Raw genomic sequence first — 19,813 nt, 5'->3', positions numbered from 1 at the left:
GTGCCCTATGGCCCGGTACTGCGCTCCCGGCAGCCCTTTCTGGTCCGGGAAGGCCTGGTGGACGGTGCCGATGGGCGAGAGGAACTGGTGGTCATCCGTGCCGAACAGGTCTGAGCGTCTGCGCGGCGTGAACATCGCGCCAGACGGGTCGCTGCTTGGGCGGGGACCGGTCGGGACGGACCTCGCCGACGGCAGCATCGCCTCCTGTGCGCACCTCATGGCGGTCCTGTGCACCTGCCTGCGCAGCCATACGTACTCGTGGTGCGCCAGCAACCACGGTCGGCGTACGAAGCCCGGCGAGGAGTGGAGGTGAACGGGCCCCAACTGCCCGACGCTCGCGGGGAGTTGTCTGCCACCGTACTGGACGCGCTACTGGGCGGCCCATGGTCGTCCCCTCCTCTGGACGGCCACGACCCCTACGGCGACGACCTGCAGCTCGCCCTCCACCCTCTCTACGAACCGCACTACCGGGGGTTCGAGGGCGTACCGGACGACCGCGAATGGGACCCGGGCCTGCTGGCCCTGCGCCGCCCCATGGAGCAGCGGTTCCTCCAAGCCCTGCGCACCTCCGTTCCGCCGCACCGCGACGCCGAACAGGCGCTCGGCGACCTCCTGGTGGAACCGGCTGGTCATGACGACACAAGCCTCAGCCACCACCTGCACCGTGACGGCGAGGTGTGGCAGTTCCGCGAGTACGCCCTGGTGGCTATCGAGTTCGACAAGTTCGGCGCCGGTCGCGCGGATGAGATGCACGCGCGGCTCTACGCCGACCTAATGCGTGATGTGGGCCTGGAGACGCCTTACGGCCACTACCTGCACACCGCCCCCGCCGAGGCGCTCGCCACCGTGAACCTGATGTCTCTGTTCGGTCTGCACAGGGCCCTGCGCGGCGCACTCGTCGGCCACTTCGCGGCCGTGGAGGTGACCTCGTCGCCGAGCTCTCGCCGATTGGCCATGGGGCTGCGCCGTCTGGACGCGGGAGCAGCCGCACAGCGGTTCTACGACGAGCACGTGGAGGCGGACGCCGTGCACGAGCAGGTCGTACGCCACGAAGTGGTCGGCGGACTCCTGACAGACGAGCCCCACCGGGAACGCGACATCGTCTTCGGCATCCACTCCACCGGCTTCCTCGAAGACCGGCTGGCCGTCTGCCTCCTCAAGGCCTGGCACCAGCAACACAGCGCCCTTCGTGTCCCGTTGAGCAAAGCCGAAGGAGGCAGGAACTCGTGACCGAGGACCCCACCCGGAAACATCCCCGCCCCGATTTCCCCGCCCAGGACCAGCAACACCCGGGCTGGACCGGGCCCATGGACCCTCCACCCGACCACGGCGAGAACTCCTACGAAGGCAGTGGCCTCCTCGCCGACCGCAAGGCCGTGGTGACCGGGGGCGACTCAGGCATCGGCCGAGCGATCGCACTCGCCTACGCCCGCGAGGGGGCCGATGTGCTGTTCAGCCACCTTCCCGACGAGGAAAAGGACGCCGAGGAGACCTCCGCCCTCATCCAGGCCGCGGGCCGCAAGGCGGTCGCCGTGCCTTGCGACATCCGCACCGAGGACGCGTGCCGACAGCTGGTGGAACGTGCCGTCGACGAATTCGGGCGCATCGACGTCCTCGTCAACAACGCCGCCTATCAGATGTCCCAGCCGGACGGCATCGAAGCCATCTCCACAGAGCAGTTCGACCGTGTCGTACGGACGAACCTCTATGGCATGTTCTGGCTGTGCAAGATGGCCCTGCCACACATTCCGGCAGGCGGCTCCATCATCAACTCCACTTCCGTGCAGGCCTACAAGCCCAGCCCGCACCTGCTGGACTACGCGATGACCAAGGGCGCCATCGTGACCTTCACACAGGGTCTCGCGCAGATGGTGGCCAGTGACGGTGTCCGCGTGAACGCCGTGGCGCCCGGGCCGGTGTGGACGCCCTTGATCCCGGCGACACTGCCCGACACCGTGGAGTTCGGCAAACAGGCCCCGCTCGGCCGGCCCGCCCAGCCCGCCGAAATGGCACCCGCCTACGTCTTCCTGGCCTCACCGCAAGCGAGCTTCATCACGGCGGAGATCCTCAACGCCACCGGAGGCACCCCTTTGCCGTGACACACCCTGCGGTCCCGTGAACTGCCGAAATCCGACATGCGGCCACCGCAGGCAATGCCCTGCCCGACACGTGACGCAGGCGGAGCACACCGCAGATTCGCGCTACCGAGCGCGACCATGGTGATCACACGGGGACTGTCTTTGTGATGTGTCTCCCGTGGTGGCGACCCTGTCCGGTCATCGTGCTGACCGTGATCAGCGGGGCGGTAGTCGAATCGATAGCGCTGCATCCAACGCCCTGCGTATAGAACGCGTACAGACGTCACGGAGCTTGAGGTTGGTCTGCTGGGACAGGCGCAACAGGTCAAAGGCTTCCTGCTCGGAGCACCGTTGCTGCTGCATGACGCTGCCGATCGTCTGGTCGATGATGCTGCGGGAGGCGAGTGCACCTGCAGTTCGCGGGTGAAGTCCTGCGTATCGGCCAGTTTCTGGGCCAGCGCGAAAGCCCCGCCGGCCTCGCGGCGTACGGCGCCAACGTCTACCGAAGACCTTCACCGATCCCGGCTCTGCGCGGCGATCATGGACCGCCTGACCTTCAACGGCGCCATCATCCAGGCGGGCACTGAGTCCTACCGCCTGGCCCGCACCAAGGTCCAGGCCGAGCGCGGAGTCAGCTGACCGGCCGCCTTGCCCTCAGCCGTCACGTTACCGGCCATCCGATCAGTGCCGCGATCACCCCTAGGACACCCGCTCCCAGCAGCGCGGTGACCACACCGCGGCGGGCGGCCAGCAGCCAGAGTGCTGCGGCGGCGAGTACGCCGAACTGCCACGCGTGCTGCAAAGCCAGCGCCAGCGGGATCGCGGACCCGGCGATCGCGCCGATCACCGCGGGGCCGGCCCCGGTCAGGAACGCCTGCACCCGCGAGTTCCCCCGCAGTCGGTCGAACCGGGGACCGCCGAAGACCACAAACAGGAACGATGGGGCGAACGCCACCGCGGCGGCCAGCAGCCCGCCTCCCACTCCTGTGGCCGCATAGCCGACCACCGCGACGGTCTGCACCACCGGCCCCGGAGTGATCTGTCCCAACGCGACCGCGTTGAGGAACTGCCCGTCGCTCATCCAGTGGTGGTGGTCGACCGCATCGGTCTGCATCAGCGGGATGATCACGAACCCGCCGCCATAGGACAGCGCGCCGACCTTCAGGGCCACCCAGGCCAGCGCCAGCAAGCCGCTGCTGGCCGCCGGGGCGGCAGCAAGCACCGGCCAGGACCGCATCCGCCTCACCGCCCCCGGCCCGGCACCTGCACGCACCGCGACCTCTACCAGGCCGGCCGCGACGAGCACCAGAACCAGCCACGGGCCGATCAGCGCCGCCGCCACCCCGCCGGCCAGGGCATATCCCATCCATCTGATCCGCGCCGGCCTTGCCCGCCCGGCCCGCTTCCAGCTCGCCGGGACCAGCGACCAGGCCGCCTGCACGGCCACCGCCGCCACCGCCGACCCCGCACCGGCCGCCGCACCCCGCACCCACAACGGCGGATCGCCGGCCAGGAACAGGGCGGCCAGCGCAAGGATCAGCACCAGACCCGGCACGATGAAGAACACCCCGCCCACCAGGGCACCGGCGAGACCCCGCAGCCACCAGGCGGAGAAGATCGCCAACTGTGTCGACGCCGGGCCCGGCAGCAGATTCGTCGCCGCGATCCCGTCCTCGAACTCCTCAGCCGCTATCCATTCCCGGCGCTCGACACACAACTGCCGCAGCAGCGCGATATGCGTCGGCGGACCGCCGAACCCAATACAGCCGATCCGGCCCCACTCCCGGGCGATAGTCCCCAGACCCACCCTGGGTCCGCCCGCCCGGCCCTCACCCGGCACCGTCACGTTTCTCTCTTCCACGTCACCGACCCACCAGCGGCGCGACCCTACCGACCATGAGTGAACGGACAACGACGACCGGACTCGATCAGTGATGACCGCCCCTCCCGCGCGACTGGGTGGCTGCGTGACTGGGTGACATCAAGACTCGCTGATATTGATCAAGCCCGCCAGCCCGGCACGACACCCGAACTCAGCGACAAACGGCTCCCTCAAGAACTGACACAGCCAGCCGTCCGTTCCCGAGGCGCCGACAGCGTGGCGACCAGGTGCTGACCTGTGACTGATTCTGCCGTTCGGATGCCCGCGCAGCCCGAATCGTGCGTGCCCGCCACCGACATGGTGAACAACGCTCCGCCGAGGCCCCCCGCGCCACCCCCGGCAGCTGCTGCTCAACTGGGCCCGCACCGCGCGAGGCCGGCAACGCTGGTTCAGCCCGACACACGATGCCGCGATCAGGTTCCGGCGGTCTCCTCGAGGATGGCTGCGGAGTCCATGTCACGTCTGACCAGGGCCTGGGCGGTGGCGGCCAGGCTGACCCGGTGCTGCTCGGCGTAGTCGGTCAGAAGGCGTCCCGCCTCGCGCAAGGGCAGCTCGTGGTATGCGGCGATCATGCCTTGGGCGATCTCGAGGACGGATTTGGCGGCAAGGGCGCTCTGGACGCGTGTGACGACGTCGTCGACGCGGGGTTCGGCGGACCAGTGCATCAGCCCCAGGGCGGCGGAGTCCGTCAGGGCCTGCGCGAGGTCGAACTCACCGCCCGGGAGATCCCCGGTGCGGGCGCTGAGCAGCGTGAGCGCGCCCAGTGCGCGGTCATGCAGGCGTACTGGCACGGTGTGCAAGGACCGGTATCCGGCATCGGCCATGGCGGCGACGAGGGTGGGCCAGCGTTCTCCCTCGGCAGCGATGTCGGGGACACCGCGGGCCTCGCCGGTGCGATAGCAGTCCATGCAGGGGCCGCGCCCCGTCTGCAGCTGCATCAGCTCGATGAACGCGGCCTCGTCCTCGGTGGCGGCCATCGTCTTCAGGGTGCCCCGGGCATCAGCGATCATCACCGCCGCCGCGTCCACGTCCAGCAGCCTGCGGCAGATGTGCACCAGCCGGTCGAACAGGCGCAACGGATCGAAGTCGGGCGCATAGGTGTCCGCCAGGCCCACGAACGCCTGCGCCAGCTCCCGCTCGCGGTTCATGCTCGCCTCCCCGGCGGTGTCCTTGCGCATGCTCAGGCGCTCACTCATGGCGGATGTCCATGCTGCCGTCGATGATGGCCCGCGCGAGGGCAAGTGACGTGCGGCCCTGCACAAAGGCCCGGGCCCGCAGCCTCAGCAATGCATCCTCGGCACTCACTCCCAGCCGCACCATGATGATCCCGGTCGCCTGATGGATTTCCACCCGGTCCGACTCTGCTCCCTCAAGCCACGTTACGACTCCACCGGAGCCGGAGGAAGCGTTTTCAAGGGCCGTGACGGCCAGGGCGAGGGCATCGGCGACCAGCAGCGCGGTGCACACCTGACCGTCCTCGAGCGGCCCAGCCGTATCCCGGTACAGGTCCAGCGTGCCCAGAGCTCCCGCGGCAGCCGTCAACGGCAGCGAGAAAACGGCCTCCGCGCCGGCCTTGGCCGCCTGCACGGAAAACAGCGGCCAGCGACGAACGTCCGGGGCCCGGGTCAGATCCGCGGCGAACACCGGGGCCCGCAGGCGGACCGCCTCCGTGCACGGGCCCTCGCCCAGCGTGTACTGGATCTCCGCAAGCAGGCCGGCCACCTCATCGCTGGCGAACAGCACGACACCCGTACCCGCAACTTGTCCAAGGACCGACAGCGACAGCCCCGAGACACCCGGCACCAGAGACACACACGCCCGGCACAGCGCCTCGGATACCAAGACAGGCGGAACCCCGCGAACCGCGTCGATCAACTCGCGGGCGATGCGGGTACGCAAGAGATGGGTCTCCCGCCCCGCGTCGTCGCCACCCGGTTCCGACCCAGACATCACCATCACCTCCCCGCGCAGCACCCCATCGACACATCCGACCTTGCCTCATCGACGGGCGGAACCGGTCGGCATCGACGCCACAACCCGCTGGCTCCATCTGCGGCCCCAGGACCCTGCCACTTGCCGCCGCCTGCCATGACCGCTGTGACGTCCCCCTAAACAGCCTCGACCCGTCCTCCCCGCCTTCGGCACCAGCCGCGACCAGCACGTCTGCCGTCCGTCCCACGTGAGACAAGTCCCCCTGCGCCACCGGGAGAAACACCGAAAAACGCCACCACATGACCGGCAACCAACGCTCCCGGACACGGGCGCCACAGACCATCGCCGGCGGAGGCCGACGTCGTACGCGCCCCCCGGCGGGGACCGACCCGCGCCTTGCCCAGCGCAGAGCCGACAGCCGTTTCATCGTCGGCCCAGCGCCCCGCCCGACCTGCTGATCTGGCCGGAGATCGCGCAATGCCATCCCGATCTGCCGGCACCCCCCGCCGCACCACCGATAGCACGGCCAGGGCCGAATGGCCCTGACAGCAAGGCCAGTCGGCTCCTCCGGCGCGCCACGACCTACAGCAAGAATGGGGTCGTAGGGCTGCCGCGCTTCCGAAACGGCAGGCGACCGGCGGCCCCCCTCCACGCGGGCCATGGATGCCCTGTCGGGGTGATCGCGGCGGTGAGGCTGGTGGACGCGAACCGGACCGAGCAAGCTCTCATGCAGCAAAGGGCCGAGCAGATGTGCCAGGACGCGCGAGCGGCGGCGGAACGGGCTTGGACCATGCACGCCCGCGCGGCAAAGTCCCGTCTGATCGCGCAGCAGATGAGAAGCGACATCGAGCTCATGCTCGCGGCCGCCCGCGCCGGGCAGCAGAGGAACGATACGTCCCGGTCCGATGGTCGAAGCGCACCAGCAATCGGCCGCTTGGGCAAGACGGATGCTGTGCGGGCCCGTCCGGATCCGTACGAGTCCGGGCTTGTCGGGCGTTGCAGCCGGCCCGACGCGGTGGGCGGGTGAGGCGGCAGGTTCGGAATCGTCGATCGCCTGGACCGCTGTCACCAGCGCACGAGCAGCCAAACCGGGCGGCTCGCAGTGATCACCGTGTGTGCCAGCGAGTCCCGGGTCTGCGGCAGCCCGTCAGGGCCGACACCAGGAGCGGCAAGCCTGACCGATGCGCCAGCTCCGGCCGTGCCTCAGAGCGCCTTAAGGACGCCAACGATGTCCTTCGCCGCGACCAGCGCGGAGGAGACCACGAGCAACCAGGCGGCCATCTCCTCCCAGCCCGCGCCCAGCACTGCCAACCGAGCCGCCCACACCAAGGCGAGCAAGACCGCTACGTGCAGCAGCGTGCTGATATGCGCCGCCATGAGATACCTCGGGGCGGCAGGCTCGCCCTTAGCGCGCCCCGCCAGCGGCGCCGAACGGTGATGAAGGCTCCCGGGCGTCAGGGGGCATGAGCCCCGGGCCCACCGCCATGCCCACATCCCAGGGGCAGGGCTGCATCCTCAGGCGAGGGCCGTTGACGCGGCCGCCTCGGCGCGGTGTGCTTCTCGGCCGTCAGCAGGCGTGTCCGGCACGGCCGTTGCCGCGCCATGCCTTCGGGTCCGGCTGTCGCGGGGGAAGGCGCGAGCACGGAACGGGAGCTCTGCGCGTCGTTGCCGGCGGTGGGCGCCGGCTTGTCTGTCGGTGAGCTTCGAAATCCCGCCCACGGCAGGCAAGTTCGGCCGTCTCGGACAGACGGAGGCGGGTTCCGCACGAGCTCGTGCTCCTCGATCTCGCGGAAGAGCGGGAGCACGGCGCTCGACACAGGGCTTCGGGCTCAAGGGTGCGTACGTGGCATTTGAGCGTGTTGAGCGCCAGATTTGAGGCGGCGGCAACATTCGAGCAGACCGGCGCGCCCCCAGGACGGGGCGTGTTGACGGTGGCCCAGCAGACCCTGTGGGAGCGGATGGTGGCCGGGGACCTGTCGCAGAGATTCTTCCAAATGTGCACCTGCACGGCATCGTGCAGGGCCCTGCGGACGCCTCGCCGTAAGCATGGCGAATCGAGGCACAAGCACGCGCGTCCGGCGCTCAATGTCCGGACTGCCGCCACTGGTCGACCCGTAAACACGAACCCCATCTGCGTCTTCCTGCCGACCTTCCCATCGGTGAGCAGCCGGTGTTGATCCTGTAGCGAGGACGCCGGCTCGTATGCGCCAAACCGGGCTGGAACGCCGCACGTTCGTCGATCAGGTCGAGGGGCGGACCCCACCCGTCGGACCCCGCCAAGCCGGTCGAGAAGACCGCCGTCCATCACCGGGGGGGTCTGCCAGGTGAACAGCCGCACGAACAACGCCCTCTCACACTCGCTTTGGATCTCAGCAAGCTCTCCACGGGCGCACCACCCGGCCCTCGTCGATGCGGACGGCTCTGGGTCCGGCTGCGCGGGCATCGGCCGGCATCACGCTGATCGCGCCGCGCCTGCGCTCGCAGATCGCAGTCACCGGGATGTACGGCGCGGGTGCGAACTCCGGGACACCAACGAGTTTTGCACCATGCACTTCCGGAAACTCGGGGTCTCACCGGGGTAGAGAGGGCAGGAATCGTCCCGAATGAATGATCCCTACGCTGTTGCGAAGCTCGTACTGGAAGCCGCCGGAGCCAAGGACAGCGGCGCACCCCTCCCCGAGCGGCTCTGCCGCGCGCTGACAGAAGGCATGCCGGTCGACTCCGCCTCCATCACCTTCCTCCCCCACAGCACAGCGCGGCAGCTGCTGTGCGCTTCAAATGACCAAGCACTTCGGGTCGAGGAGCTGCAGTTCGAGGTGGGCGAGGGGCCTTGCATCACCGCTGTGCTGACCGACGACGCCGTGACAATCAGCGACCTTCACGGCGACCTCACCCCATGGCCGCTGTTCGGTACGCGTGCCCGTGAAGAACTTTCTGGCATCGGAGCCATCTACGCGTTTCCCCTGCGGCACGGCCACCACGTGCTCGGCGCCATCGACATGATCCACCATGAAGCGCACGAGCTGACCGCCGAGACGATTGAACAAGGGAAACTGGCTGCCCAAGCGGCCGCGACGGTCCTCACTCCCCTGTACCACTCGATGCTGGAAGCAGGCGACGTCGTCCTGCCGGGGCCGGATGTCGTCATCGAGGCTCATTGGGGAACGACACATCTCGCGGTGGATGTGGTGGTCGAGCAGTTGGGCGTAACCCCCGAGAGCGCGCTTGCGTTGTTGCGCGCCCGCGCGTTCCTGCAAGGCCAGCCCCTGCCGGATCTCGCGGCGCGGGTACTCGCTCATACCAACGGGTGGCCCTACGGGCCATCGTCATGACCATTCTGTCCAGCTGAAGGGCGTCTGCGAGGCATCCGCCCCGGCACCGCCGATGTCGCCGTCGGGGGCCCCTGCACCACACCGGACGCCGAGCCCTGACGCCCGTTTTCGACAGAGCGAAGTCGAGAATCCCCTGCTGCCGCAGCACCACCTCACCCTCAGCCAGCCACGGCGCCCGACTGCAACCCTCGGCGAGTATCCTGTCGAGCTGCCCCGCACCGCCCGCCACCAAAGAGGGCCACTCGTCCCGCGCCCAGGGCCGTGATGCCCCGCGTTCACCGAAGGCTGTTCTCGCCGCGCCGGGCACGGTGCAAGCCCGCGCCAAGAACCCCACGCGCCCGGTCCGCGAAGCATTCGACGGCGATACAGGCACGGGGCCCAGCGACCCCGCCCGCCCGGTATACCGACCGCCTCGGCATGCGATCAGCCCCGATGGGACGATCCCACCGGCGGCTCAGTGTCCCTCGTGCTCGGCGAGATGCGCAGCAGGCTGTCCGGACTCGTGACGAACCAGCACCGACAGCAGTTCGGCGACGGTGGCCGGGGCATCGGCGGGATGGCGCAGGACCCGGTCGGGGGCGATCCGGTAGACGTTCGAGCGGCCTTCCCGGCTGTGGGTGAGGTATCCGCCCTCCTCCAGGTCCGCGATGATCTTCTGTACGGCCCGTTCGGTGAGCCGGCAGCGGGCGGCGATGTCGCGGACCCGGGTGGTGTGGTCCTCGGCGATGGCCGCCAACACCCGCGAGTGGTTTGTGAGGAATGTCCAGCCTGCATGCGATTCCAGCGCTCGATCCATCACCCTAGGATAGCGTTTTCGATTCACGCATTCAAAAGGACGAACGGATTTTCGTGTGTCAGTTGACGTGAAACGCTGGTGGGGTGATGCTGGGTGTCGTCGAACGCCGATCAGCGCCGGGAGCAACGATGTGCCCTCACACCACCCTCCCCCACGGGCAAGGGTCCTGCCCTGACTGTTCCACCGCACCGGTGCGGCCACCGGCGCCGGTGACGTTGCACGTCGACGCGGCCGGCGACCGGCTCGTGGTGACCATCAGCGGCGAACTCGACCTGGAAAGCGATCCGCTCCTGCAGCAGACACTGAGCAAGGCACTCGACCGCGCCGTCGGCGGCCTGGAACTGGATCTCGCCGGCGTCGACTTCTGCGACTGCTCCACCCTCAACGTCCTGCTGGACGTGCGCGACCGTGCCCGCCTGTCAGACAAGCAGGTCACCCTGCGCGCCACCAGCCGCGCCGTTCAACGCCTGCTCACCCTCACCAACACCCTCGCCCTCTTCGCCGGCAACCGGACAGCACCCGACGGACATCCGGCCCCCTCGCAAGCCGTTGCGGGCCGGACGGCACCCCCGGCAGAGCCCACCCGCGAGCGAGCAGCCCCCGACGCGCCTACAGCGCACGCGAGACGCCCTCACTCGACCGAACGCACTGACCGGTCCCACGACGGTCTCGCCATGGAGAACGCACAGCTGCACCGGGCAATGCAGACCCGCGCACCGATCGACCTGGCCAGAGGCATGCTCATGGCCTCCTTCCACCTGACTCCCGAACAGGCCTGGCAGGTCCTCGTGACCACCTCCCAGCACAGCAACACCAAACTGAACCGGATAGCCGACGCCCTGGTACAGACCGCCGACGGCCACACACCCCTCCCGGAGCCCTTCGCCAACCATCTGGCCACCGCCGTACGCGTCCACAACTCGGCAGCGTAGAAACGACCCGGTACCGAGTTCGAGATCCAGCCTCGCCGACGGACCTCGTGGTCTTCCTGAGCGGGCAGCGCCTCCCTGGAGCTGGCCGGCCTGCACCTGACCAGCGCGGCAGCCCTGCGGCTCCTCGACACCCGCCGAACCCGTTCCTCCGAGCAACCCGGCCCCCAGCAGTGGCAGCCATGCAGGCGTCGTCTGCTTGACCGGCTGGGCCGTCGCCTGCAGAGTCGAAATGCGGCACCGCAGCAGTACGGCCACCTCACTCTGCCGACCGATCCGCCCCTGCATAGGTGGCAGACGGCCCTTACACCAGGAGCGGCTGATCCGATGGTCCTCGACCTGGTTGTGATCGCTACGGCCATCACCCTGGGGCCTTTGCACAACAGCGCCTTCATCCTGCTGCTCTCCTCGCGGCGCGGCGTTCGCCAAGGCCTCGCGTTCCTGTTGTCGTGGCTGGCCAACCTGATCGCCGTGATCGCCTGTGTGGTCCTGCTGACCGGCGGTCAGCCCCCGGCCCGTCACAGCGCGCCCTCGACTGCCGTGATCGATGCGAAACTCGCCATCGGCCTGGCCCTGGTGCTGTACAGCGCACACCGTTACCGCCGACCACCCCGCCCGCACGGCCCGCCACGCTGGGCCGCCCGGATCGACAGCGCCTCCCCGGCCGCGGCGGCCGGCCTGGCATGGCTGCTGCAGCCCTGGGCACTGGTCGGTGCCGGCGCCGCGACGGCCATCGACGCGAACCTCTCCACGCTCGCCGACTGGCTCGCACTGACCGGCTACTGTCTGCTGGCCACACTCAGCCTTGTCGTCATGGAGATGTACACAGTGTGGGCGCCCGCCGTCGCGAACGCCCGGTTGAACGCCCTGCGGAGCTGGCTGGAGCAACACCAGGAGCTGCTGATCGTCACGCTCTCCCTGCTCCTCGGTCTGTGGCTGACGGCCCGGAGTATCGCCGAACTGGTCACCTGACAGGGACGCGGTGATGGACTGACAACCCGGAGTATCTCCTGGAAGGGCTCCGGTCGGCTGACGGTCTTGACCGTGAGGGTGACGGCAGCGGCTGCGTGCCGCGAGCCGGCCTTGTCTGTGACCCGGTAGCGGCGAGCCGATCGACGGCTTCGGCGTCGGTCACGAGCAGCACCTGCGTCCAGCCGACGGCGCCGGCCGGACGACGACTTGGGCCCGGTGCTCTACAAGCCGTCGCCCGCGTCGGCAGTCGCCCCTGCGCCACACCATCGTGTTGGAAATCCAGGACCCGGTCGTCACGCCCGGGCGGCTGACGGACGGGGAGCGGCGCAGTGATGAGGTGCGGGATCAGTGGGACCGGAGTCATGCAGGTGCTGCTGCACACCACGGGCCGGCACGGGCTCCCGTCGTGCATCTGCGTCAGTAGCCGGTGCCGCGCTTGACCTGGGTCCGCTCGATCCCGTGGGTCGCCCCCTTCTCATCCAAGGTGCGACACGCGTCTTCAATGTCCTGGCTCAGGCGATCGATCTGCTCGCGGCTCAAAGTCTCCTTCACCAGGGCGCGCAGGATCTTCACCCGCTCCGCGTTGGGCGGGAGCGTGTATGCCGGCACCATCCAGCTCCGCTCGGCCGACAGCTGCCAGGCGATGTCGGACTCGTCGTAGGCGTGCTCACCTGCGAGACGGAAAGCGACCAGCGGCAGCTGCTCGAGGTCGCTTCCGATCACTTCGAAGCGGCCGCTGCTACGCAGGTTGTCCGCCAACGCGCGGGCGTTGTCCTGCATCATCTTCATGACGTAGGTGTAGCCCTGGCGTCCGAGCCTCACGAAGTTGTAGTACTGCGCGAGCACCATCGCCGCACCGGTGGAGAAGTTCAGCGTGAACGTCGCGTCGGTCTTGCCCAAGTAGTTCTCGTAGAACACGAGGTCCTTGGCCAGGTCTGACTCCTCGCGGAAGACCAGCCATCCGATGCCGGGGTAGACCAGGCCGTACTTGTGTCCCGAGACGTTGATCGAACGGACCTGCTCGAGCCGGAAGTCCCACTTCGAGTCCGGGTAGAGGAAGGGCCACACGAACGCGCCGCTCGCGCCGTCGACATGGATCGGGATGTCGAGGTCCCTCTCCTTGCGGACGTCCCGCAGGAGCTTGTCGATCCCGACGACATCGTCCTTGTGGCCGGTGAACGTGGTGCCGAGGACGGCGACGACTCCGATCGTGTTCTCGTCGAGATGGGGCTCCACGTCCTGCGGGCCGATCGTGTACTTGCCCTCGGCAAGCGGCACGATCCGCGGCTCGACATCGAAGTATCGGCAGAACTTCTCCCACACTACGTGGACGTCTCCCCCGAAAATCAGGTTGGGGCGGTCGATCGGCAGGCCGGCGGACTGGCGGCGCTCGCGCCACTTCCACTTCAACGACAGCGCGCCGAGCATGATCGCCTCGGACGAGCCCTGAGTCCGGCATCCAGCCGTCCTGCCCGGCGCGTGGAAGAGGTCGGCGAGCATGCGCACGCAACGCTGCTCGATCTCGGCGGAAATGGGGTACTCCGCATGGTCGATGAAATTGCGGTGGAGGTTCTCGGCAATCAGCCGCTGCGCCTGCGGCTCCATCCAGGTGGTGACAAACGTGGCGAGGTTGCGCTGCGGGTCGCCCTCCATGGCGAGATCCACATCCACGAGCCTCATTGCGTCCGTCGCGGCCATACCTTCCTCGGGGAAGGTCTCCGAGGGAGCGGGCACGGTCAAGAACCGGTTACCGAAAAGATCCGCATCGTCGCGCTTGGTCATACAGCGATTCAAGCAGCGCCGGAACCTTCGGCAGGCGAGGGACACACCAAGACGAAACTGGGGGACGGGCACGGACACTCACCGGCATCCGCCCCGGGCTCAGCAACAGAGCGGCAGGTCACCTCGCGAGAGCCTTCGAGGGGGGTACGGCACCGATCCGTTCCTGCTCATCTGGCGGCAGCGCCTTGGATGAAGTTGGGGTTCGTCCCACAGCGCCTCAATGGCCCACGGGGCGTCAGCGCAGCGCTAGACACGCGCGTCGTGAACGTGTCGCGGTTCGGCCAGCAGCCCGTAGATCACCAACACGGACACGAACATCGTGAACAGGGACCAGAACGGGTAGACCGGAAGGAAGATCATCTGGCCGACCAGGCACAGCCCCGCCAGACAGATTCCCGTCAACCGCGCCGCCCTGGAGCCCACGAGCACGCCGAGACCGGCCAGGATCATCACGATGCCGACAGCGACCCAGATCCAACCCCAGGCCGTGTAGTTCAAGATCAGCAGCCGGTTGCCCTGGGAATACACAGTCGAGTAGTAGCCATGGTTGAAGATCGCCACAAATCCGTTGAGCAAGTTGAACAGAGCGCTGAGCAATAGCAGGATCCCGGCGAAGGCCACCCAGTGCGAACGCTCCATCGGGGGCACGGCACCCTCTGCTGGAGAAGCTTGCTGCTGCATGGGTCCATGAGATGCAGCAGCACGGAACACCGCAATCCGCAGTCGGCCGTCGGTGTCGCGCGGCCTGCCGGTGCTCGCGCGCTTCCGGCTCGCGCACCAGGTGTCGTTCCTCGCTCCATCGATGCGTACCGCTGCTGGACCTGGCCCCGACTGACGCCCGCTCTCACATTCCGCTCGATACCCGCACAAGGCCGCCCGAGCAGACAGTCGTGACCGGTGTCGTACACCGTCGTCGGCTGCCCGCTGGGTCGTGCCGGAGGGGGCGAGCACCTGCAAGTGACAGAGGCGACGTGGAAGCGGGCAGCGCCACCGTCACCGCGCGGGCGCCGTCCTTCCGTGGTTACGCTGGGAATGCACGGAGCGCCGGGCCGTCCGCGCCGCCCGCTCGCAGGTCTGCGGGAACATTGATCTGGAGCCCGCGGGCCCGGACGAGCTTCGGCACCCCCGACGGTGGCTGTCTTGATGAGCGTGACAAATCCGCCAAGGCGCTCTGGTTGCTGAAGGTGTTTCCACCGTCTTCTTGCTGAACCAGATGACTGCCGAACGACAGGGCCAGTGAGATGGGAATTCCAGGCGAGCCACCCGGGGACGACCATAGCCCTGGTCTGCGCAAACGGCTGTTGGAGCTCGAGGAGGACCGGGCCGTCCTGGACGCGCTGTTCAGCCAGTCACCGGTAGGCGTCGCCGTGTTCGACACCCAACTGCGTCTGGTGCGGGCGAACCCCGCGCTGGAACGTATGCACGGTGTTCCCAACGCCCAGGCCCTCGGGCGCCGGCTCAGTGAAGTCCTGACCGGGCTGGACACTGCCGAGATCGAGAGCCGACTCGCAAAGGTCCTGGAGACAGGCCTGCCTGTCGTGGGCGCCGAGCACCACGGCCGCACGCCCGCCGATCCCGGTAGAGACCACGTCTGGGTCACGTCCTCATATGCGCTGACCGGCCCGGACGGTCAAACCGTGGGCGTCACCGACATCATCGTCGACATCACCGACCGCCACCGCGCCCGCGAGCGGTTGGTCCTGCTCGACGAAGCCGCCGCCCGCATCGGAACGACACTCGATGTCCCACGTACCGCCCAGGAGCTTGCCGACGCGCTCGTGCCACGCGTGGCCGACCTCGCGACGATCGACCTCCTGGACGGCGTGGCGGCCGGCGAAGAGCCTGCGCCGCCAGCAGCCGGGGCGGTCACGCTACGTCTCACGGCACGCACGGCCTCCCAGCCGAAGTTCACCGAAGGGCTACGGCAGATCGGAGGAATTCAGGACTTCCCCGCCGACTCGCCCCATGCCCAAGCCCTCGCCGACGGGCGACCCCGCCTGCTGCCGGTCGTCGACCCGGACGCCGACTGGATCCGCAACTCCCCCGACCCCAGGAGCCGGGCCCTGCTGACGCACGGCGTCCACTCCCTCATGTTGGTGCCCTTGCGCGCCAGAGAGACCATCCTGGGCGTGGCCCACCTGTATCGCACAGCGAACTGGCCGGACGCCTTCGAGCCCGGCGACCTGGACTTCGTGCATGAGCTGGTCGCCCGCGCCGCCATCTGCGTGGACAACTCCCGCCGCTACACCGGCGAGCGCGCCGCCGCCGTCACTCTCCAACAGAGCATGCTGCCGCGCAGCGTTCCGGACCAGAGCGCCGTCGAGGTCGCACACCACTACCGTCCGGCCCGAGCGCAGGCGAGGGTGAGCGGCTGCTGGTTCGACGTGATCCCGCTCTCCGGCGCCCGCGTGGCACTCGCCGTCGGCGACATATCCGGCACGGGGATCGAGGGCGTCGCCTGCATGGGGCAGATCTGCTCCGCCGTACGCACCCTCGCACAGCTCGACCTCGCCCCCGACGAGATCCTGGCCCGCCTCGACGACATGGTGCCGCGCCTGCTCGAACGCGAACACATGACAGGATCCGCACCCATCCTGGAGAAGCTCGTCGGTGCCACCTGCCTGTACGCGGTCTACGACCCCGCTTCCCGCCACTGCGTCATGGCGAGCGCCGGACACCCTCCGCCCGCCGTCGCAGATCCGGCCGGCCACATCCACTTCCCGGATCTGCCGTCCAACCAGCCGCTGGGCCATGGCGATCCCGTCTTCGAACCCCGTGAAATGCACTTCGCCGAGGGAAGCACCCTCGTGCTGTACACCCGAAGCCTCCTCGACGCCCGCCCTGCGGACCACGCGCTCAAAGAGCGACTTCGCGCGATCATCACGCAGTCCCGCCGTTCACTCAACGAGATCTGCGAAGCAGTCGCCGACGCGGTCACCCCGCACCTCGAACCACACAACGACCTGGCGCTGCTCCTCGCCCGCACCCGCACGCTCGACACCGCCCAGGCCACCACATGGAACGTGGCGCCCGATCCTGCCGCCGTCGCCGGCACCCGTACGCTCGCCCTGCGTCAGATCCAGCAGTGGCACCTGGAGGACCTGGCCTTCAGCACCGAACTCATCATCAGCGAACTGGTCACCAACGCCATCCGCTACGGCACTCCACCGATCCGCCTCCGACTCATCCGCGACCGGAAACTGATCGTCGAGGTCAGCGACGCCAGCAGCACCTCGCCGCACGTCCGCCGGGCCGCCACCACCGACGAAGGCGGACGCGGCCTCTTCCTCGTCGCCCAGTGCTCCCACCGCTGGGGAACCCGCTACCACGCCGCCGGCAAGACCATCTGGGCAGAACAGTCCGTGGCCGGCGGACGCGCCTGACGCCATCACCACGAAGCCGTGACACACCGACCGGACGGCGCCGGCCTGATCGAATGCCGCGGTCGGCTCCCGGCCCCGTGTGCAGCACGACGCTACGAACCGCTGGGAGAACCCGAGTTGGCAGGTTGGGCAGGTGTGAGTTTGGCGGACACGACGTACGAGACCACGACCGAGACGATGACCAGTGGCATGACGGTGAGCCCCTGTGACCCGAGCAGGAGTGTGGCGAGCAGAACCGAGATCAGTGGAAGTCCGAGCATCGCGGCACTCATCGCTCCGATGCCCATGGCGAATCCCGCAACGAGGGACAGCCCGGGGACGTGGGAGAGGAGGATGCCGCCCGCCGCTCCGACGAACATCGCCGGAAAGACGGGGCCTCCCCGGAAACTACTGAGCGACGCGCAGTAGGCCAGGCCCTTGCACAACACCAGCAGCAGTAGTGCTCCCACCGAATACGCGGTGCTGTGTGTGAGGAATGGATCCAGCGCCGTCTGGCCCGAATACAGCACGTCGGTCGCCGGCTTGCCGGTGCTCTCCGCATAGCCGATCGCCAGCCCTGCCACGACCAGGCCCAGGACCATCGTTGCCGGCACACGTCGGCGTTCGACGTGCGTCTTCAGCCCAACGGCGAGCCATCGAATTCCCGCGCCCACGAGGGCGGCTGACACTCCGACGACCAGCGCCCAGCCGAATTCCGCCACTGTCGGGGTCGCGGCCTGGGGCACATCGTGGAGTGCCAGCGCGTAGGTGCCCAGCCCCGTCCAGGATCCCAGGCCGACGAAGATGAGCGCCCCGATGCCCGCGGCGAGCAGGCCGGGAACGAGCACAAGGGCCAGCATCTGCCCACCGAGCCCCGAGACCTCCATCAGGAGGAACGCTCCGAGCAGGGGCGATCCGAGCAGGGAGCTGATGGCTGCGAAACTGCCTGCCGCGCCCATCATCGCGCTCATCCGGTCCGGGACATCCCGTCTGAGGAGGCGAACGGCGCCTGCGGCCAGTCCTCCACCGAGAGCAATGAGTGGCCCTTCCGGTCCAAGGACCGCACCGAAGGTCAGAGTCGCCAGGGCGGCAATGAAGATGCCGGGAAGCTCGACGGGGACGGGTGGGCCGGCGGCCTTGAAGCCGCCCGTCGGTTCGTGACCGCCGTGTCCCGGCAGGTAATGCACCGTCAGCCCCACGAGTAGCCCGCCGATGGCGAGCAGGGGCAGCGGCCACCAGGGCGGTGTGCCATGGAAACCGAGCGCTTTGGGCAGGTCGGTGTACATCAGAGGCTGGAGTTCGTCGACCAGCGCGAGGAAACCGAAGGCCGCCGCGGACACCGGTACGCCGACCAGAGCGGCCATCACCAGAAGCAGGATGTAGCTGCGGCTCCGAAGGATCGTGAGCGGATCCGGCGGTGGCGTTTCCATGGGTTCCGCCTTGGCGACCGGCATGCGCGTTGCCTCCTCGCGACGCGGACACGACACGTGGTCTCACCGATTGCCCTCAGCGAACCCGGACCGCCCGCCAACCGCGCCGGGCTGCGTTTCCCCACCCTGGCACACCCTTTTCACGTCGGCATTCCGCCCCGCCCATACGTGTGGGGGCGGGGCGGACAGAGGAAACCAGCTGCTGACGGTCATCGTGTGTGCGCCACTCCCCGCTGGGACGCGGATGGTTGGCGAAGGTCCCCTACGCCGGCGGACGCGCGGCACCCCGCCCGCCCGGGACCAGCAGGACGAGCGTGTCGCCCGGCCCGGGCAGTGGTCTGCTGTTTTCAGTGGCCGGATCGAGGCGACCGTCCGGCCGGACCAGGAACAGCAGATCGGAGCCGCGGGGCAGCACACCGCCGGCGGGCTGTGCCAGGACGGCGGCTCCCTCTTCGTATCTGTGGGAGAAGGCTGGCCAGGTCAGATCCGGGCCGAACAGGACCTCGCCACCGATGAACGGCGCCACCATGCCGCGGCTGTCGGGCGGTGCGCCAAGATGGTGGACCACCCCCTCCATGCTGCCGCGCAGCATCGCTGCCGCCAGCGCGTTGAAGTCGTCCTCGGCGGTGAGGAAGAACACCGCGGTGATGCCTTCCAGCTCCGCGCCCTGACCGGTCACGGCTGCCAGCAGTTCACCGGGCGCAAGCTCGATCCCGGCCTGCCGGATGCGTTCACGCTGCCGCTCCTGCCCTGCCCACATCAGCACCTCGAGCCCCGACGACTTCATCGCCACTCCCGGGTCGACCACCCACGGGTCGCCACCGACCAGCAGGGGACGCGAGCGGGCGGGGCGCACGACGCCCAGGCGCCGGGCCACGGGCGAGGCGGTCAGACCGTAGAGCGTCACGGTGGCGACGATGACCACGAACGTGGCGGGGAGGATCTCGGACGAGCCGCCGACCCCCTTGGCCGCGAGGCTTCCCGAGAACGTCGAGGCGGTGGCGGCCGCGACGATGCCACGCGGCGCCATCCAGCCGATGAAGCTCCGCTCGCCGCGCGTCAGGTCGGTGCCGAGGGTGGACACGGCCGCGATCAGCGGCCGGACGGCCAGCACCAAAAAGGCGGCGAGCCCGAGCGCCGGCAGCACCACATGGCGCAGCGAATGCGGGGTGACGGTGGCCGAGATGGAGATGAAGAGCAGGCCGAGGATCAGGCTGACCAGAGTCTCGAAGAACGGGCGGCGCATCCGGATATCGACGCCGGGGAAGTTGGCGACGGCCAGGCCCATCATCACAGCGGCAATGAGTCCCGTGTCGTC

At 68.6% G+C, this 19,813-nt stretch carries 17 protein-coding genes and 1 pseudogene; 8 read left to right on the top strand and 10 right to left on the bottom strand.

Annotated elements, in window-relative coordinates; all coding sequences use genetic code 11:
- Positions 1-309 precede the first annotated feature (309 nt).
- Complete coding sequence (locus ACGFYN_RS45970; protein WP_393871963.1) at positions 310-1,230, top strand: iron-containing redox enzyme family protein; 921 nt, start codon at positions 310-312, stop codon at positions 1,228-1,230.
- A complete protein-coding gene (locus tag ACGFYN_RS45965; RefSeq protein ID WP_393871962.1) occupies positions 1,227-2,099 on the top strand; it encodes an SDR family oxidoreductase in 873 nt (290 codons plus the stop codon). Before ACGFYN_RS45970 ends, ACGFYN_RS45965 begins: the two co-directional genes overlap by 4 nt.
- Positions 2,100-2,294: 195 nt before the next feature.
- Here the strand turns inward: ACGFYN_RS45965 and ACGFYN_RS45960 are convergent, their stop codons facing one another.
- A complete protein-coding gene (locus ACGFYN_RS45960; RefSeq protein WP_393871964.1) occupies positions 2,295-2,441 on the bottom strand; it encodes an ANTAR domain-containing protein in 147 nt (48 codons plus the stop codon).
- A gap of 142 nt (positions 2,442-2,583) precedes the next feature.
- Here ACGFYN_RS45960 and ACGFYN_RS45955 point away from each other — a divergent pair.
- Positions 2,584-2,717: pseudogene (locus tag ACGFYN_RS45955) on the top strand (ATP-binding protein); the annotation flags it as partial.
- A gap of 22 nt (positions 2,718-2,739) precedes the next feature.
- Here ACGFYN_RS45955 and chrA read toward each other — a convergent pair.
- The 3 genes from chrA to ACGFYN_RS45940 form a co-directional block, all read right to left on the bottom strand.
- Positions 2,740-3,939 (bottom strand): chromate efflux transporter, encoded by a 1,200-nt coding sequence (gene chrA / locus ACGFYN_RS45950; RefSeq protein WP_393871961.1) that lies wholly within the window; start codon positions 3,937-3,939, stop codon positions 2,740-2,742.
- Positions 3,940-4,373: 434 nt separating this feature from the next.
- Positions 4,374-5,156 carry a GAF domain-containing protein gene (locus ACGFYN_RS45945; RefSeq protein WP_393871960.1) on the bottom strand — a complete coding sequence of 261 codons (783 nt, stop codon included), beginning with the start codon at positions 5,154-5,156 and terminating at the stop codon, positions 4,374-4,376.
- Complete coding sequence (locus ACGFYN_RS45940) at positions 5,149-5,859, bottom strand: GAF and ANTAR domain-containing protein (RefSeq protein ID WP_393871959.1); 711 nt, start codon at positions 5,857-5,859, stop codon at positions 5,149-5,151. The genes ACGFYN_RS45945 and ACGFYN_RS45940 overlap by 8 nt, the downstream gene beginning before the upstream one ends.
- Positions 5,860-6,568: 709 nt before the next feature.
- On the opposite strand from ACGFYN_RS45940, the gene ACGFYN_RS45935 reads away from it, so the two are divergent.
- A complete protein-coding gene (locus ACGFYN_RS45935) occupies positions 6,569-6,919 on the top strand; it encodes a hypothetical protein (protein WP_393871958.1) in 351 nt (116 codons plus the stop codon).
- Positions 6,920-7,095: 176 nt separating this feature from the next.
- Here the strand turns inward: ACGFYN_RS45935 and ACGFYN_RS45930 are convergent, their stop codons facing one another.
- Positions 7,096-7,269, bottom strand: a complete 174-nt coding sequence (locus tag ACGFYN_RS45930; protein ID WP_393871957.1) for a hypothetical protein — start codon at positions 7,267-7,269, stop codon at positions 7,096-7,098.
- A gap of 1,226 nt (positions 7,270-8,495) precedes the next feature.
- On the opposite strand from ACGFYN_RS45930, the gene ACGFYN_RS45925 reads away from it, so the two are divergent.
- Complete coding sequence (locus tag ACGFYN_RS45925) at positions 8,496-9,224, top strand: GAF and ANTAR domain-containing protein (protein ID WP_393871956.1); 729 nt, start codon at positions 8,496-8,498, stop codon at positions 9,222-9,224.
- 454 nt (positions 9,225-9,678) lie between these two features.
- Here the strand turns inward: ACGFYN_RS45925 and ACGFYN_RS45920 are convergent, their stop codons facing one another.
- A complete protein-coding gene (locus ACGFYN_RS45920) occupies positions 9,679-10,020 on the bottom strand; it encodes a helix-turn-helix transcriptional regulator (RefSeq protein ID WP_393871955.1) in 342 nt (113 codons plus the stop codon).
- A gap of 209 nt (positions 10,021-10,229) precedes the next feature.
- Between ACGFYN_RS45920 and ACGFYN_RS45915 the strand changes: the two genes are divergently transcribed.
- Positions 10,230-10,952 carry an anti-sigma factor antagonist gene (locus ACGFYN_RS45915; RefSeq protein ID WP_393871954.1) on the top strand — a complete coding sequence of 241 codons (723 nt, stop codon included), beginning with the start codon at positions 10,230-10,232 and terminating at the stop codon, positions 10,950-10,952.
- Between the two features lie 324 nt (positions 10,953-11,276).
- The gene (locus ACGFYN_RS45910; protein WP_393871953.1) at positions 11,277-11,921 is read left to right on the top strand and encodes a GAP family protein; all 645 of its coding nucleotides are present in this window, start codon (positions 11,277-11,279) and stop codon (positions 11,919-11,921) included.
- Positions 11,922-12,338: 417 nt separating this feature from the next.
- Here the strand turns inward: ACGFYN_RS45910 and ACGFYN_RS45905 are convergent, their stop codons facing one another.
- Together ACGFYN_RS45905 and ACGFYN_RS45900 are read right to left on the bottom strand one after the other, a co-directional pair.
- Positions 12,339-13,703 (bottom strand): glutamate decarboxylase, encoded by a 1,365-nt coding sequence (locus ACGFYN_RS45905; RefSeq protein ID WP_393871952.1) that lies wholly within the window; start codon positions 13,701-13,703, stop codon positions 12,339-12,341.
- Between the two features lie 246 nt (positions 13,704-13,949).
- Positions 13,950-14,384: a hypothetical protein gene (locus ACGFYN_RS45900; protein ID WP_393871951.1), complete on the bottom strand. Its 435-nt coding sequence runs from the start codon at positions 14,382-14,384 to the stop codon at positions 13,950-13,952.
- Positions 14,385-15,004: 620 nt separating this feature from the next.
- On the opposite strand from ACGFYN_RS45900, the gene ACGFYN_RS45895 reads away from it, so the two are divergent.
- Positions 15,005-17,086, top strand: a complete 2,082-nt coding sequence (locus tag ACGFYN_RS45895) for a SpoIIE family protein phosphatase (protein WP_393871950.1) — start codon at positions 15,005-15,007, stop codon at positions 17,084-17,086.
- Between the two features lie 92 nt (positions 17,087-17,178).
- Here ACGFYN_RS45895 and ACGFYN_RS45890 read toward each other — a convergent pair whose 3' ends face one another.
- Positions 17,179-18,519, bottom strand: a complete 1,341-nt coding sequence (locus ACGFYN_RS45890; protein ID WP_393871949.1) for a chloride channel protein — start codon at positions 18,517-18,519, stop codon at positions 17,179-17,181.
- Between the two features lie 238 nt (positions 18,520-18,757).
- Positions 18,758-19,786, bottom strand: coding sequence for a hypothetical protein (locus tag ACGFYN_RS45885; protein ID WP_393871948.1), 1,029 nt, complete (start codon positions 19,784-19,786; stop codon positions 18,758-18,760).
- Positions 19,787-19,813: the final 27 nt, after the last annotated feature.

Origin of the sequence: Streptomyces sp. NPDC048419 (genome assembly GCF_043200415.1) — a bacterium.
In the GTDB taxonomy this organism is placed as follows: Bacteria; Actinomycetota; Actinomycetes; order Streptomycetales; family Streptomycetaceae; genus Streptomyces.
Note: the sequence above shows the minus strand (reverse complement) of the source record. Positions and strands in the feature narration are given on the sequence as shown.

Coding starts and splice junctions, on each gene's coding strand:
- ACGFYN_RS45930 (WP_393871957.1), bottom strand. CDS start 7,269: ATGGCGGCGCATATCAGCACGCTGCTGCACGTAGCGGTCTTGCTCGCC.
- ACGFYN_RS45925 (WP_393871956.1), top strand. CDS start 8,496: ATGAATGATCCCTACGCTGTTGCGAAGCTCGTACTGGAAGCCGCCGGA.
- ACGFYN_RS45900 (WP_393871951.1), bottom strand. CDS start 14,384: ATGCAGCAGCAAGCTTCTCCAGCAGAGGGTGCCGTGCCCCCGATGGAG.
- ACGFYN_RS45960 (WP_393871964.1), bottom strand. CDS start 2,441: ATGCAGCAGCAACGGTGCTCCGAGCAGGAAGCCTTTGACCTGTTGCGC.
- ACGFYN_RS45885 (WP_393871948.1), bottom strand. CDS start 19,786: ATGATGGGCCTGGCCGTCGCCAACTTCCCCGGCGTCGATATCCGGATG.
- ACGFYN_RS45910 (WP_393871953.1), top strand. CDS start 11,277: ATGGTCCTCGACCTGGTTGTGATCGCTACGGCCATCACCCTGGGGCCT.
- ACGFYN_RS45890 (WP_393871949.1), bottom strand. CDS start 18,519: ATGCCGGTCGCCAAGGCGGAACCCATGGAAACGCCACCGCCGGATCCG.
- ACGFYN_RS45905 (WP_393871952.1), bottom strand. CDS start 13,703: ATGACCAAGCGCGACGATGCGGATCTTTTCGGTAACCGGTTCTTGACC.
- ACGFYN_RS45920 (WP_393871955.1), bottom strand. CDS start 10,020: ATGGATCGAGCGCTGGAATCGCATGCAGGCTGGACATTCCTCACAAAC.
- ACGFYN_RS45945 (WP_393871960.1), bottom strand. CDS start 5,156: ATGAGTGAGCGCCTGAGCATGCGCAAGGACACCGCCGGGGAGGCGAGC.